Origin of the sequence: Rhizorhabdus wittichii, assembly GCF_017607425.1 — a bacterium.
GTDB classification, from domain to species: domain Bacteria; phylum Pseudomonadota; class Alphaproteobacteria; order Sphingomonadales; family Sphingomonadaceae; genus Rhizorhabdus; species Rhizorhabdus wittichii.
Map to the genome: position 1 here is coordinate 1,077,215 of NZ_CP059319.1, position 13,895 is coordinate 1,091,109.

At 69.7% G+C, this 13,895-nt stretch carries 16 protein-coding genes; 9 read left to right on the plus strand and 7 right to left on the minus strand.

The features are described from left to right. The first annotated feature begins 101 nt into the window (after nt 1–101). Both HRJ34_RS05225 and HRJ34_RS05230 read left to right on the plus strand, forming a co-directional pair. Nucleotides 102–1,007 carry a LysR family transcriptional regulator gene (locus tag HRJ34_RS05225; RefSeq protein WP_208633511.1) on the plus strand — a complete coding sequence of 302 codons (906 nt, stop codon included), beginning with the start codon at nt 102–104 and terminating at the stop codon, nt 1,005–1,007. 58 nt (nt 1,008–1,065) lie between these two features. After that, complete coding sequence (locus HRJ34_RS05230) at nt 1,066–1,476, plus strand: DUF2147 domain-containing protein (RefSeq protein ID WP_011951403.1); 411 nt, start codon at nt 1,066–1,068, stop codon at nt 1,474–1,476. Nucleotides 1,477–1,481: 5 nt separating this feature from the next. On the opposite strand, the gene HRJ34_RS05235 is transcribed toward HRJ34_RS05230, so the two are convergent. The 4 genes from HRJ34_RS05235 to HRJ34_RS05250 are packed head-to-tail and all read right to left on the minus strand — an operon-like array spanning nt 1,482 to nt 3,830. Further along, nucleotides 1,482–1,952 carry a DUF1178 family protein gene (locus HRJ34_RS05235; protein ID WP_030091847.1) on the minus strand — a complete coding sequence of 157 codons (471 nt, stop codon included), beginning with the start codon at nt 1,950–1,952 and terminating at the stop codon, nt 1,482–1,484. Next, on the minus strand, nt 1,949–2,776 hold the full coding sequence (locus HRJ34_RS05240; protein ID WP_208633512.1) for a carbon-nitrogen hydrolase family protein: 828 nt from the start codon (nt 2,774–2,776) through the stop codon (nt 1,949–1,951). The genes HRJ34_RS05235 and HRJ34_RS05240 overlap by 4 nt, the downstream gene beginning before the upstream one ends. 3 nt (nt 2,777–2,779) lie before the next feature. Continuing rightward, entirely contained in the window at nt 2,780–3,037 is a 258-nt protein-coding gene (grxC, locus tag HRJ34_RS05245; RefSeq protein ID WP_041379492.1) for a glutaredoxin 3, read from the minus strand. 49 nt (nt 3,038–3,086) lie between these two features. Further along, nucleotides 3,087–3,830, minus strand: coding sequence for a ComF family protein (locus HRJ34_RS05250; RefSeq protein ID WP_208633513.1), 744 nt, complete (start codon nt 3,828–3,830; stop codon nt 3,087–3,089). Nucleotides 3,831–3,887: 57 nt separating this feature from the next. On the opposite strand from HRJ34_RS05250, the gene HRJ34_RS05255 reads away from it, so the two are divergent. The 3 genes from HRJ34_RS05255 to HRJ34_RS05265 all read left to right on the plus strand — a co-directional run bounded on the left by HRJ34_RS05255 (nt 3,888) and on the right by HRJ34_RS05265 (nt 7,728). Continuing rightward, nucleotides 3,888–4,748: a class I SAM-dependent methyltransferase gene (locus tag HRJ34_RS05255; RefSeq protein WP_208633514.1), complete on the plus strand. Its 861-nt coding sequence runs from the start codon at nt 3,888–3,890 to the stop codon at nt 4,746–4,748. Between the two features lie 331 nt (nt 4,749–5,079). Continuing rightward, entirely contained in the window at nt 5,080–6,621 is a 1,542-nt protein-coding gene (locus tag HRJ34_RS05260; RefSeq protein WP_011951409.1) for a 2-isopropylmalate synthase, read from the plus strand. Nucleotides 6,622–6,759: 138 nt separating this feature from the next. Then, nucleotides 6,760–7,728 carry a DMT family transporter gene (locus HRJ34_RS05265; protein WP_208633515.1) on the plus strand — a complete coding sequence of 323 codons (969 nt, stop codon included), beginning with the start codon at nt 6,760–6,762 and terminating at the stop codon, nt 7,726–7,728. Between the two features lie 102 nt (nt 7,729–7,830). On the opposite strand, the gene HRJ34_RS05270 is transcribed toward HRJ34_RS05265, so the two are convergent. Together HRJ34_RS05270 and HRJ34_RS05275 are read right to left on the minus strand one after the other, a co-directional pair. Next, nucleotides 7,831–8,586 carry a molybdopterin-binding protein gene (locus tag HRJ34_RS05270; RefSeq protein WP_208633516.1) on the minus strand — a complete coding sequence of 252 codons (756 nt, stop codon included), beginning with the start codon at nt 8,584–8,586 and terminating at the stop codon, nt 7,831–7,833. Beyond that, a complete protein-coding gene (locus tag HRJ34_RS05275; protein ID WP_208633517.1) occupies nt 8,583–9,425 on the minus strand; it encodes a cytochrome b/b6 domain-containing protein in 843 nt (280 codons plus the stop codon). Before HRJ34_RS05275 ends, HRJ34_RS05270 begins: the two co-directional genes overlap by 4 nt. Before the next feature lie 131 nt (nt 9,426–9,556). Here HRJ34_RS05275 and HRJ34_RS05280 point away from each other — a divergent pair, with 131 nt between their 5' ends. Next, nucleotides 9,557–9,877, plus strand: a complete 321-nt coding sequence (locus tag HRJ34_RS05280) for a PilZ domain-containing protein (protein ID WP_011951413.1) — start codon at nt 9,557–9,559, stop codon at nt 9,875–9,877. Between the two features lie 9 nt (nt 9,878–9,886). On the opposite strand, the gene hrcA is transcribed toward HRJ34_RS05280, so the two are convergent. Continuing rightward, the gene (gene hrcA, locus HRJ34_RS05285) at nt 9,887–10,915 is read right to left on the minus strand and encodes a heat-inducible transcriptional repressor HrcA (RefSeq protein WP_011951414.1); all 1,029 of its coding nucleotides are present in this window, start codon (nt 10,913–10,915) and stop codon (nt 9,887–9,889) included. A gap of 114 nt (nt 10,916–11,029) precedes the next feature. Between hrcA and rph the strand changes: the two genes are divergently transcribed. From rph to hemW, 3 genes are all read left to right on the plus strand, one after another. Continuing rightward, nucleotides 11,030–11,746 carry a ribonuclease PH gene (gene rph, locus HRJ34_RS05290; RefSeq protein ID WP_011951415.1) on the plus strand — a complete coding sequence of 239 codons (717 nt, stop codon included), beginning with the start codon at nt 11,030–11,032 and terminating at the stop codon, nt 11,744–11,746. Beyond that, entirely contained in the window at nt 11,743–12,372 is a 630-nt protein-coding gene (gene rdgB, locus HRJ34_RS05295; protein ID WP_016743738.1) for an RdgB/HAM1 family non-canonical purine NTP pyrophosphatase, read from the plus strand. The genes rph and rdgB overlap by 4 nt, the downstream gene beginning before the upstream one ends. Before the next feature lie 93 nt (nt 12,373–12,465). Continuing rightward, entirely contained in the window at nt 12,466–13,659 is a 1,194-nt protein-coding gene (gene hemW, locus HRJ34_RS05300; protein ID WP_208633518.1) for a radical SAM family heme chaperone HemW, read from the plus strand. Nucleotides 13,660–13,895: the final 236 nt, after the last annotated feature.

Here is a 13,895-nt window from a genome sequence, read left to right on the forward strand (position 1 = left end):
CGGCATCGGATGGAAGATCGTCCCTCCGCTGCTACGCAGGGGCACAGATGGACGACGAAACCCTGCGAGAGTAGAGCAGCGGAAAGCGAAGGATTTTTGACATGGACGCAAAGATAAGCGGCGACACCGACCGCGCCCGCGCGCTCGAACTGTTCGCGGCGGTGGCGGCGGAGGGCAGCTTCTCGGCGGCCGGACGGAAGCTGGGCCTCACCCCGTCGGCGGTCAGCCGGGCGATCGACCGGATCGAGGCGCGGCTGGGCGTCCGCCTGCTGCTGCGCACCACCCGAGCGCTGACCCTGACGGTCGAGGGGCAGGCCTATCTCGGCGCCGCCCGCCGCATCCTCGCCGATCTCGACGACGCCGAGCAGGCGATCGCCGACCAGGGCGCGCCGCGCGGGCGGTTGCGGGTCAGCGTGTCGCTGGCGCATGGGCGGCAATGCGTCGTGCCGCTGCTCGGCGACTTCGTCCGCCTTCATCCCCATATCCTGGTCGACGTTGGGCTGACCGACCGGGTGGTCGACGTCGCCGGCGGACAGGCCGACGTCGCGATCCGCTTCGGCCCGCTCGCCGACAGCGCGCTGACCGCGCGCAAGCTGGGCGAGACCCGGCGGGTGATCGTCGCTTCGCCCGATTATCTCGCCTGCCACGGCACGCCATCGGTCCCCGAGGACCTCCACGACCATGTCTGCCTCAACTTCAACTTCCGCCGGGTCGAGCCGGTCTGGCCGTTCCGCAAGGACGGGCGCGATTATGCGCTGGGCGTCCGGGGCAGCATCGAGGCGAACAATGGCGAGACGCTCGCCCAGCTCGCCACGGCCGGCGTCGGCATCACCCGGGTGGGCGCCTTCAGCGTCGTCGAGCGGATCGCCGCCGGACGGCTGGTGCCGATCCTCGAGGAATATAATCCGGGCGACGTCGAGGCGATCCACGCGGTGTTCGTCGGCGGCGCCAACACCCCCGCGCGGGTTCGGGTCTTCGTCGATTTCCTGGCCGAACGGCTGCGATAGCGGAACGGCTTGCGCGGCGCGCACGGACTCCATAGCCTCGGGCCGAGGAGATGGTCGGATGAAGATGATCCCGGGCCTTGCGGCCCTCGCCCTCGCCAGCGTCCCGGTCGCCGCCGGCGCTGCCCGCGCCGATCAGTCGTTCGGCACCTGGCGCAACCCCCAGAACAGCGTCCATGTTCGCGCCGAGCCCTGCGGCCAGCGGATGTGCGGCGTCGTGGTCTGGGCGAACGACAAGGCCCGCGCCGACGCCGCGCGCGGCGGGACCGACAAGCTGGTCGGCGCGACGCTGTTCAAGGATTTCCGGCTGCAGAAACCGGGCCTGTGGCGCGGCAAGGTGTTCGTCCCCGATATCGGCAAGACCTTCTCGGGAACGATCGAGGTGGTCGACGAAACCCATCTGAAGGGCAGCGGCTGCCTGGTCGGGCGGATCGGCTGCAAGTCGCAGAGCTGGACGCGGATCGCCGAATAAGCTCGTCAGTTCTCGCTTTTCGGCGGACGCACGGGGAGCAGCAGCGGCGCGACCGGCACGCCCTCGTCGATCAGCGCCTTGGCTTCCTCGGGGCTGGTCTGGCCGTGGATCGGGCGGCTCTCCTGCTCGCCCAGATGCATCGAGCGCGCCTCGTCGGCGAAGCGGCTGCCGACATAGTCGGAGCCCTCGAGCATCCTCGCCTGAACCTCGGCGAGCTTGCCCACCATCGCCTTGAACGCCTCGGGCGACGGGACGTTGGCGGCGGCCGGGACCGGCGCCGTGGCGGATGGCTCGCTGCGCTGGTTGCCCTTGGCGGCGACGTTCGGGGCCATCACCGCCTTGTCGACGTCGGTCGATCCGCAATAGGGGCACATGACCAGCCCGCGCGCCTTCTGGTCCTCATAGTCGGCGGACGATCCGAACCAGATTTCAAAGACATGGCCAGCAGTGTTGCAAGCGAGATCGAAGACGATCATGCGCTGACCTCGACCGCGCCGATCGGGCGGCGATTCTTCAGCGCGGGCACCCGCAGGCGGATGTCGGCGAGCCGCGCCATGTCGAGATCGGCGAAGCCGACGCCCTGCCCCTCGCCCATGTCGAGCAGCACCTCGCCCCACGGATCGACCACCAGCGAATGGCCATAGGTGGCGCGGCCGTCCTCATGCTCGCCGCATTGCGCGGCGGCGACGACGAACGCCCCCGCCTCGATCGCGCGGGCGCGCAGCAGCACATGCCAATGCGCCCGGCCGGTCGGCACGGTGAAGGCGGCCGGCACCGACAATATCTCCGCCCCCGCATTGCTGAGCGCGCGGTAGAGATCGGGGAACCGCATGTCGTAGCAGATCGACAGGCCGATCCTGGCCCAGGGCGTCGTCGCGATCACGCTGCGCTCGCCGGGCGCATAGGCCCTGGATTCGCGCCAGCTCTCGCCGGTCGGCAGGTCGACGTCGAACAGGTGGATCTTGTCGTAGCGCGCCCGGATCGCGCCAGTGTCGTCGATCACGAAGCCGCGGTTGACGAGCCGTCCATCGGCCCCGCCGGTCAAGGCCAGCGAGCCGAGATCGACCCAGATGCCCTGCTCGGCCGCCGCCGCGCGCACCGCCGCCAGCACCGGATCGCCGCCCTCGTCGCGCAGATGCCCGGCGGCGCGGGCGCGGTCCTGGTCGAGCAGGCCCGACATTTCGGGCGTGAACAACATGTCCGCCCCGCCCGCCTTCGCCTGCGCGACCGCATCGACGAGGATCGCGGCGTTGGTGGCGGGATCGATCCCGGTGCGGCTCTGGAGGACGGCGACGCGCATCGCTCAGGCCGCCAGCAGCGGGTCGAGCTTGCCCTGGCGATCGAGCGCAAACATGTCGTCGCAGCCGCCGATGTGGCGGTCGTCGATGAAGATCTGCGGCACGGTCGATCCGCCCCGGGCGCGCTCGATCATCTCGGCGCGCTTCGGGCCGCCCATGCTGATGTCATATTCCTCGAAACCGACGCCCTTCGTCTCGAGCAGCGCCTTGGCGCGCGAGCAATAGGGGCAGAAGGCCTTGGTGTAGATTTCGACCTTGGGCATGCGATCCATTTCCTTTTCCACCCCGAAATGTTGTCGCCGGCCGCGAAAGTCAACGCGCGACATCCTCGTCGCGCACCACGCGCGCCCAGCAGATCAGGTCGACCCGGCTTGCGCCGGCCCGCCTGAGCGCCCGCGCGCAGGCATCGGCGGTGGCGCCCGTCGTGTAGACGTCGTCGACCAGCAGCACCGCCCGCCCCTTGACCGCCCCCCGGTCGCGCACCGCGAAGGCGCCGCGCACAGCCTTGGCCCGCTGGTCTGGGCCCAGCCCGCGCAGCGACGGAGTCGCCCTGGTGCGGACCAGCGCGTCGAGCGCGAGGAGATGTCCGGTTCCGCGAACGACGGCCCGCGCCATCAGCGCCGACTGGTTGTAGCCGCGCGTCCAGATCCGCCAGCGATGGAGCGGGACCGGCACCACCAGAGCCTCGCCCCCGGGCAGATGCCGGCGCAACTGCGCGGCCATGGTGTGGGCAATGCCGGGCCGGCGGCCATATTTGAGCTTGAGCGCGAGTGCGCGGGCGATCGGCCCATAGGCGACGGCGGCGCGCATCGAATCGAACGCGGGCGGATCGGCATGGCAGCCGCCGCACAAGGCGCCGGGCCCCGGATCAACCTCGAACGGGGCCCCGCAGCGCGCGCATTGCGGATCGCCGAGGAAATCGAGCGCCGACCAGCAGTCGAGGCAGAACTGGTGCATGTCGGGCGTGATCACGCCGCAACCGGGACAGCGCGGCGGCAGGGCGAAGCGCAGCCCCGCGCCCGCGATCCCCCGCAATCCCCCGACCAGCAGCCGCATGACGTCCCCCCGATGCCGTCTTGTCACGCAAGCGCGCCGGCGGCACAAGCGCGCGCAATGGACCAGCCCGCGATTTTCGACCGTTCGCTCCGCCGCCTTCGCCGCGGCCGGGCCGCCGCGCGCTTCGCCGATCACGCCTTCCTGATCGATCACATGGCCGACGAGCTGGCCGAGCGGCTGGCGATGGTGACGCGCGATTTCGGCCGGGCGCTGATCCTCGGCTGTCATGACGGGCGGATCGCCCGGCGCTTCGCCGCGCCGGGGCGACGCATCGTCAATGCCGATCCCGGCTTCGCCTTCGCGCGCGCCGCGGGCGGGGTGCAGTGCGACGAGGATCGCCTGCCCTTCGCCGACGCCAGCTTCGATCTCGTCGTCGCGGTCGGCACGCTCGACACGGTCAACGACCTGCCGGGCGCGCTGACGCTGATCCGCCGGGTGCTGCGCCCCGACGGGCTGTTCCTCGGCGCCTTCGCCGGGGCGGGCAGCCTCGCCTGGCTCAAGCGCGCGACGCTGGCCGCCGACAGCGCGACGCATGGCGGCGCGGCGGCGCGCATCCATCCGCAGGTCGACGTGCGCGCGGCGGGCGACCTGTTGTCGCGCGCGGGCTTCGCCTTGCAGGTGGCGGACGGCGAGCCGCTCGACGTCGGCTATGGCGATCCGATCCGGCTGATCCACGACCTGCGCGGCATGGCGGCGACCAACATCCTCGCCCAGCGCGCCCGCACCGCACCCGGCCGCGCCTGGCTGGCCGAGCTGTTCGGTCGCTTCCAGGCGGAGGCCGGGCCCGACGGCCGGCTGCGCGAGAGCTTCGACCTCGTCTACCTGTCGGGCTGGTCGCCCAGCCCCGACCAGCCCAAGCCCGCGAAGCGCGGCAGCGCGACGGCGTCGATGATCGAGGCGCTGCGGCCGAAGGGGTGATTCTCCCGAGCCCCACCGTCATTCCAGCGAAAGCTGGAATCTCCCTGCCTTCTCGACGTTGGAGCGGGAGCGACGCTGGAAGAAAAGGGAGATTCCGGCTTTCGCCGGGATGACGTGATTGTCGAAAAGGCGATTGCGCTATGGACTTACCCGACCGCTTATGTGTAAGGACCGCCTCGTAATGACGCGGCCGTTCGCCCTTCTCCTGCTTCGACTTACGCGCCCTTAGGCGCGCGATTTCGCTTGGGGTCGAAACAGGCCCGGCAAGCCACGGCGTCTAAGGGTCCCGACAGAAACCCCGAATGACCACCCTGCAGCAGGAGCAGGCCCCGTGACCAAGACGATCAGGATTTTCGACACCACCTTGCGCGACGGCGAGCAATCGCCGGGCTGCTCGATGAACCTCGAGGAGAAGCTGCAGGTGGCGGCCCAGCTCGAGACGTTGGGCGTCGACATCATCGAGGCGGGCTTCGCCATCGCCTCCCCCGGCGATTTCGAGGCTGTGTCGGAAGTCGCCCGCCAGTGCAAGACGGCGACCGTCGCCAGCCTGGCGCGCGCCGCCGCCGCCGACATCGACCGCGCATGGGAGGCCGTCCAGCACGCCGTCGCGCCGCGCATCCACACCTTCATCGCCACTTCGCCGCTGCACATGCGGGTGAAGCTCAACAAGAGCCCCGACGAGGTGCTGGAGGCGATCGACCGGACGGTGCGCCACGCCCGCAACATCTGCCCCGACGTCGAATGGTCGGCCGAGGATGCGACCCGGACCGAGCCCGACTTCCTGGCGCGCGCGATCGAGACCGCGATCGCGGCCGGCGCGCGGACGATCAACCTGCCCGACACGGTCGGCTATGCGACCCCGCAGACCTATGGCGCGATGTTCCGCGACATGATCGAACGGGTGCCCAACGCCGACCTCGCCGTCTTCTCGACCCATTGCCACAACGATCTGGGCCTCGCCGTCGCCAACACGCTGGCGGCGATCATGAACGGCGCGGGCCAGGTCGAATCGACCATCAACGGCATCGGCGAGCGCGCCGGCAACGCCGCGATCGAGGAGATCGCGATGGCGCTGAAGGTCCGCCAGGACGTGATGCCCTATGCGACCAACGTCGTCTCGACCGAGATCACCCGCGCCTCGCGCCTGATCTCGGGCATCACCGGCTTCCAGGTGCAGCCCAACAAGGCGATCGTCGGCGCCAATGCCTTCGCGCATGAGAGCGGCATCCACCAGGACGGCATGATCAAGGACAGCTCGACCTACGAGATCATGACCCCGGAGAGCGTCGGCCTGACCCATAGCAGCCTGGTGATGGGCAAGCATTCGGGCCGCGCCGCCTTCCGCCAGAAGCTGGAGGAGCTGGGCTATGCGCTGGGCGACAACGCCTTCCAGGACGCGTTCGGCCGCTTCAAGGCGCTCGCCGACGCCAAGAAGGCGGTCTATGACGAGGACATCGTCGCGCTGGTCGACGACGAGGTGCTGCGCGGCCACGATTCGATCCAGGTCAAGGAGGTCGAGGTCTATTGCGGCTCGAACGGGCCGCAGCGCGCGATCCTGACGCTGGAGGTCGACGGCGAGGAGAAGACCGTCACCGCGCGCGGCAACGGCCCGGTCGACGCGCTGTTCAACGCGATCCGCATGATCGTGCCGCACGATAGCTCGGTGCTCGAACGCTACGAGGTCCATGCCGTCACCGGCGGCACCGACGCGCAGGCCGAGGTGTCGGTGCTCCTGTCGGAGAACGGCCGCACCACGCGGGGACGCGGCGCGCACCAGGACACGATGGTCGCCTCGGTCCGCGCCTATGTGAACGCGCTCAACAAGATGATGGTCAAGCGCGGCCGCGCGCCGGTCGACGCCCAGGCGGGCTGAGCCGAGCCGCCTCCCCCCTCCCGCTCGCGGGAGGGGCTGGGGGTGGGCCTTCAACGATCGGATGGAGCGCAGCCATGACCGGCCGCGTTCCCACCCCTAACCCCTCCCGCGAGCGGGAGGGGGAATGAACGGGTCCCCATGTCCCAAGCCACCGCCCACACCGCCCGCTGGCGGCTGATCGGCTTCCTCCTGTCCGCGGTCGGCTCGATGCTGTTCGCGATCAAGGGCGTGCTGATCAAGCTGATCTACGTCTATCAGATCGACACCACCGCGCTGCTCGCCGTGCGGATGCTGCTGTCGCTGCCGGTGTTCTTCGGCGTCGGCCTGCTCGAATGGCGGCGCCGGCCCGCCGCCCAGCGCCCCGATGCGCGCAGCGTCGGGCTCGCCGCGCTGGTCGGCATATTGGGCTACCACGTCTCGTCCTGGCTCGATTTCGCCGGGCTGCAATCGGTCGAGGCGCAGGCCGAGCGGCTGATCCTGTTCACCTATCCCTTCCTCGTCATCCTGTTCGGGCGGCTGATCTTCGGCCACCGGCTACGCTTCCACGCGCTCGCCGGGGCGGGGCTCAGCTATGCCGGGCTGCTCGTCATGTTCGGATCGGACCCGGCCCGCCTCACCCCGGCGATGATCGGCGGCGCGAGCATGATCCTCGCCGCCGCCGGTACCTTCGCGCTCTACCAGCTGTTCGCGCGCGAGCTGATCCTGCGCTGCGGCCCCGCGCTGTTCACCGCGATCGCGATGAGCGCCGCCGGCCTGTCGGTGATCGCCCATTTCGCACTGACCCACGGCATCGCCCTGCCCCCGGCGCCGCCGCGCGCCTGGGCGCTGATGATCGGGCTGGCGGTGTTCTCGACGATCGTGCCGACCTTCATGATGTCGGCCGGCACCGCCCGGATCGGCGCGCAGGGCACCGCGATCATCTCGACGATCAGCCCGGTGGTGACGATCGCCCTCGCCATCGTCGTGCTGGGCGAGCCGTTCGGCATCGGCGAGGCGGCGGGCACTTTGCTGGTGATCGGCGGGGTCGGACTGTTCACATGGATCGAGAGCCGGCCAGGCCGGCTGCGCGCCAGGCGGGACGCGGTTGCGGTGGAGGTAGAAGCCTGAACCTCTCGTCATCCTGACGAAAGCCGGGATCTCACTGCCTTCGTTCCGGCAAAACGACGAAGAGAAGGGATATCCCGGCTTTCGCCGGGATGACGCCGGATATCAAATCCCCGCATACCAGGCGTAGTCATAATAGTCCTCCCAATAGCCGCCCTTGCCGCGGCCATGGGCGGAGAGGCTTTCGACCGCCTCGATCCGCTGGACATATTTGGCGTGCTTGTAGCCGAGCTGCCGCTCGACCCGCAGCCGCAGCGGGGCGCCGTTGCCGACCGGCAGCGGCTGGCCGTTGAGCCCCCAGGCGAGGATCGTCTGGGGATGGAAGGCGTCGATCAGGTCGATGCTCTCATAATAGTCGCCCTGCGCGTAGCGGTCGGCGCAATGGAAGATCAGGTAGCGGGCCGAGGACCGCAGCCCGGCCATGTCGAGCAGCAGCTTGAGCGGCGCGCCGGTCCACTGGCCGATCGCGCTCCAGCCCTCGACGCAGTCGTGGCGGGTGATCTGGGTGCGGCGCGGCAGCGCGCGCAGCTGCGCCATCGACAGCGACAGCGGCCGCGCGACCAGCCCGTCGACGACAAGCCGCCAGTCGGCAAACCCCGCGCGAAGGTGCGTCTCATAGGCGGTGCCGGCCGGCTTGCGGGTGCCGTTGGAACGGAACAGCGGCGACAGGTCGGCGGCGCCGAACTCGCGCGCCAGCGCGGTGCGATCGGTGATCAGGCGCTGCGCCCGCATCGTCAGCCCCTCGGCGCTCTGCAGCACCGAACGGACCCGCGGATCGGCGTTGATCCGGTTGCAGCCCGACAGGATCAGCCCGCCCGCCCCTGCCGCCAGCGATCCGATCAGCTTGCGGCGCGAGATCATCGATCCTTCTCCCTCGGCAGGCGATAGGCGCCGGTGATCATCGCGCGGAGCTGGTTGAACGGTCCGGACAGCAGCACCATCAGCAGGTGGACGAGGATGAAGACCAGCATCGCCGCCGCGCAGAGGAAATGGATCGACCGCGCCGACTGCCGCCCGCCGAACAGGTCGAGCAGCCAGGGCCAGGCCGCGTTGACGCCCGGCGACATGGTCAGCCCGGTCAGGATCAGCAGCGGGATCAGCCCCAGGATCACCCCGACATAGGCGAGCTTCTGGAGGATGCCGTAGCGCGCAGCGGCCGCGCCGCGCGGGAAGCGCAGCCGCAGATGATCGCGGATGTCGCGCCAGACATGGCCCGGACGCAGCTCCGCCCCGCGCGGCAACAGGTCGTGTTGCAAATGCCGGTTGAGCAGGCTGGCGACCAGATAGGCCGCCGCCGACAGCACCAGCACCCAGGCGAAGAAGAAATGCCAGATGCGGGCATCGGCGAGGCTGTAGCTCGACGGGATCGTGGCCCACCAGGGGAAGGCGCGCCGCCGTTCGATCCCGTCGCGGTCCTTCCAGACGCCGAGGACGCTGGTCGTGTCATAGGCCTCGCCGCCGACGACCAGCACGCCGCGCCCGCCCGACGATCCGATCTGCAACCAGGCCTGGTCGCTATTCGCGCCATATTGGCCCCAATAGAGGCGCGGATGCGCGTTGAAGATCATCAGCCCGCTCATCAGCATCGTGAAGATCGTGACCGCGTTGATCCAGTGCCACAGCCGGGTCGACGCCCGGTGCCGGCGAACGAGGTCCCCGCCGTGCGGCGCCACGCCGCTCTCCTGTGCCTCGTCGGTCATGGCGCGCAGGCTAGCACGACCGGACCAAAGAGCGGTAATCCCCCGTCAACGAGGCCCTTTAGGAAATCATTAGGGATAATCGGCGATGATGCCGATCGCCTATCGGCAGGAAGCAGGGGAATCGGAACGCGATGGCGGTTGCCAGTGAACAGGAGGAAAGCGACGCGCGCCGCCACGGGCGCCATCGCATCATGCTCGCCGCGACGCTCTACTCGGTCCACGGCGAATGCAACGGCGTGCTGCTCGACCTGTCGCAGGGCGGCGCGATGGTCAGCGCCTCGCCGCCGCTTCCGGTCGGCTGCCGCCTGCTGCTCGAGCGCCAGAATTTCGAGGTTCCCGGCGTGGTCCGCTGGGTCGAGGGCAACCGCTTCGGCATCCAGTTCGAGGAACCCCTTGCCGAGGCCGTGATCATGGGCCTGGTGTCGCGCAGCGCGCATCAGAACGACCGCTGAGGCCAGCTTTCAGGCCATCATCCGCGTCAGCGCCTGCGCGGTGAAATCGACCATCGGCACGATCCGCGCATAGTTGAGCCGGGTCGGCCCGATCACCCCGACCACCCCGACCACGCGGCCGTCGCCGCCGCGATAGGGCGCCGCGATCACCGACGATCCCGACAGCGAGAACAGCTTGTTCTCCGATCCGATGAAAATCTTCATCCCCTGCCCGCTGCGCGCGCTGTCGAGCAGGCGGGCGATCTCCTCCTTGCCCTCGATCTCGTCGAGCAGCTGGCGCACCCGTTCGAGGTCCGCCGCCGCCGACGGATCGATCAGGTTCGCCTGCCCGCGCACGATCAGCACCGGTCGGGCGCTGCCGTCCTCCGACCAGACGGCCAGCCCCTGCTGAACCAGCGACGCCGCCGCCGCGTCGAGCGCCGCGCGCTCGCGGCCCAGCTCCGCCTCGATCCGCGCGCGCGCCTCGGCGAGGGTCAGCCCGCCGAGCCGCTCGCTGATGAAATTGCCCGCCTCGACCAGCGCCGACGGCGGCAGGCCGGGCGGCAGGTCGACGACCCGGTTCTCGACGCTGCCGTCATGGCCGACCAGCACCGCCACCGCCTGCTGGCGCGACAGCGGCACGAAGCTGAACTGGCGCAACACCATCTCGTGCGGGGGGACCAGGACGATTCCCGCGCAGGCCGACAGGCCCGACAGCACCGCGCTGGTCTGGGCCAGCGCCTCCTCGACCGGGCTGCCGCGCGCGGCGCGCGCCTCGATCGCGGCGCGTTCCTCGATCGACGGCTCGGCGGTCTGCATCATGCCGTCGACGAACAGGCGTAGCCCCGACTGTGTCGGCATCCGCCCAGCGGAAGTGTGCGGCGCCTCGAGCAGGCCCAGCTCCTCCAGGTCCTGCATGACGTTGCGGATCGAGGCCGGCGACAGGTTGAGCCCCGCCAGCTTGGAGATGGTCCGCGATCCGATCGGCTGACCCGATCCGAGATAGCTTTCGACGACGACGCGAAACACCTCGCGGGCTCGGGTCGACATTTCGGACATGGGCTGGCTGGTCACGTCCCTAGAGATAGTGAACCCGCCCGCCCCGCTCAACAGGCTTCCAACTTCCCGCGGCGACGCCTAAGGAGCCCGGCGTACAGCAAAGAAGGAACGTCCATGCGCCCATCCGGCCGCGCCCCCGATCAGATGCGGGCGATCAGCATCGAAACCGGTTTCACCGTCCACGCCGAAGGCTCCGTGCTGATCAGCTTCGGCGACACCCGCGTCCTCGTCACCGCCTCGGTCGAGGAGAAGGTTCCGCCCTTCCTGCGCGGCAAGGGCCAGGGCTGGGTCACCGCCGAATATGGCATGCTGCCCCGCGCCACCCATACCCGCGGCAGCCGCGAGGCGGCCAAGGGCAAGCAGTCCGGCCGCACCCAGGAGATCCAGCGCCTGATCGGCCGCTCGCTCCGCGCGGTGGTCGACATGGCGAAGCTCGGCGAGCGCCAGATCGTGATCGACTGCGACGTGCTCCAGGCCGACGGCGGCACCCGCACCGCCTCGATCTCGGGCGGCTGGGTGGCCCTGCGCCTCGCGGTCGACAAGCTGCTCGCCTCGGGCGCGATCGCCGAGGACCCGATCACCGCGCAGGTCGCGGCGATCTCCTGCGGCATCCATGAGGGAACGCCGGTGCTCGACCTCGACTATATCGAGGATTCGAACGCCCATGCCGACGCCAATTTCGTGCTGCTCGACAATGGCAACATCGCCGAGGCGCAGGCGACCGCGGAAGGAGCGACCTATGACGAGGAAGCCTTGCTGAGGCTGCTCCGCCTCGCCCGCATCGGCTGCGGCGAGATTTTCGCCGCGCAGCGCAAGGCGACCGGACGGTGAGCGACGACGGTCTCCTCCACCGCAAGCTCGCCCCCGGCAAGCTGGTCATCGCCAGCCACAACAAGGGCAAGCTGCGCGAGATCGCCGAGCTGCTCGCCCCGCACGGGATCGAGACGGTGTCGGCCGGGGCGCTCGGCGTTCCCGAGCCCGAGGAGACCGGCACCAGCTTCGTCGCCAATGCCGAGCTGAAGGCGCGCTTCTCCGCCGACCTGACCGGCCTGCCCGCGCTCGCCGACGACAGCGGCCTGTGCGTCGAGGCGCTGGGCGGCGAGCCCGGCATCTTCTCGGCGCGCTGGGCCGAGCTCGACGACGGCAGCCGCGACTTCGCCGAGGGGATGCGCCGCGTCCATGCCCGGATGATCGAGGCGGGCGACGAGGCCGGCCACGACGCGCATTTCATCTGCGCGTTGTCGATCGCCTGGCCCGACGGCCATGTCGAGACCTTCGAGGGCCGGGTCGACGGGCTGATCACCTGGCCGCCGCGCGGCGACAAGGGCTTCGGCTACGACCCGATCTTCCAGCCGCTCGGCCACGCCGCCAGCTTCGGCGAGATGGACCCCGAGGCCAAGCACGCGATGAGCCATCGCGCCGACGCCTTCGCCAAGCTCGTCGCGGCGGTGTTCTAGAACCGAAAGATTCCCCTCCCTGCAAGGGAGGGGTGTAGGGGTGGGTAACGGAGCCGAGGGGCTCGACGCCCCTCGGCGGAGTTCGACGGAACGATGGAAGGCTCGCTACCGCTCGCCACCCACCCCCCGGCCCCCTCCCTTGAAAGGGAGTGGGGGCTCGCCCTCTACATCCATTGGCCCTTCTGCGTGTCGAAGTGCCCCTATTGCGACTTCAACAGCCATGTCCGCGAGAGCGTCGACCAGCAGGCATGGCGCGATGCGCTGCTCCGCGACCTGGCGCATGAGGCAGCCGCGCTTCCCGGCCGCCGGCTCGGCTCGATCTTCTTCGGTGGCGGGACGCCGTCGCTGATGCCGCCCGCGACGGTCGCCGCGCTGATCGATGCCGCGACCCGCCACTGGCCCGCCGCCGACGATATCGAGATCACGCTGGAGGCCAATCCCTCCTCGGTCGAGGCCGCGCGCTTCGCCGATCTCGCCCGCGCCGGGATCAACCGCGTCTCGCTGGGGCTCCAGGCGCTCGACGATGCGGTGCTCGGCTGGCTCGGCCGTGCCCATGGCGTGGCGGAGGGGCTGGCCGCGCTCGACACCGCCCAGACCCATTTCGGCCGGGTGAGCTTCGACCTGATCTACGCCCGGCCCGGCCAGACGCCCGAGGCCTGGGCCGCCGAGCTCGACCGCGCCTTGTCGTTCGGCACCGAGCATCTCTCGCTCTACCAGCTCACCATCGAGCCCGGCACCCAGTTCGCGACCCGCGTCGCCAAGGGCGAGTTCGTTCCGCTCGATCCCGATGCCGGGGCCGAGCTGTTCGAGCAGACCCGCGCGGCCACCGCGGCGGCGGGGCTGCCCGCCTATGAAATCTCGAACCATGCCCGCCCCGGCGCGGAGAGCCGCCACAACCTGACCTACTGGCGCTACGGCAATTATGCCGGGATCGGCCCAGGCGCGCATGGCCGCCGCGACGGCCGCGCCACGGTGCGCCGCAAGAAGCCCGAGAACTGGCTCGCGCGGGTCGAGGCCAACGGCCATGGCATCGAGCGCGAGGACGACCTCCCATCCGAGGCGCGGGCGCAGGAGGCGCTGCTGATGGGGTTGCGGCTGGCCGAAGGCGTCGACCTCGCCCGGATCGCCGCGATGAGCGGCCTGCCGGTCGGGCGGCTCGTCGATGCCATCGCCATCGACCGGTTGGCGCGACAGGGCCTGCTCGCCCGCGACGGCGACCGGCTGACCGTCAGCGACGCCGGCATGCTGCTGCTCGACGCGATCCTTGCCGAGATCGTGACAGCCTAACTTACCTATTCCGATAAACGCAATTATTACGATTGCAATTCATGCAATCGCTGCGCCACCTTTGGAAATTGCCATCTCGGCTCGTCGCGCCTAGATCGCGCTGCATCGCACAATCGCAGATGCGATATAAAAGCAAAGCAGGAAACATCACATGCGGTACTTTGAAAGCGCGGCCTCGGCGATCATCGCGATTGCGGCTCAGGCGCTGGCTATCGGGGTCGTGGTCGCCCTCTGAC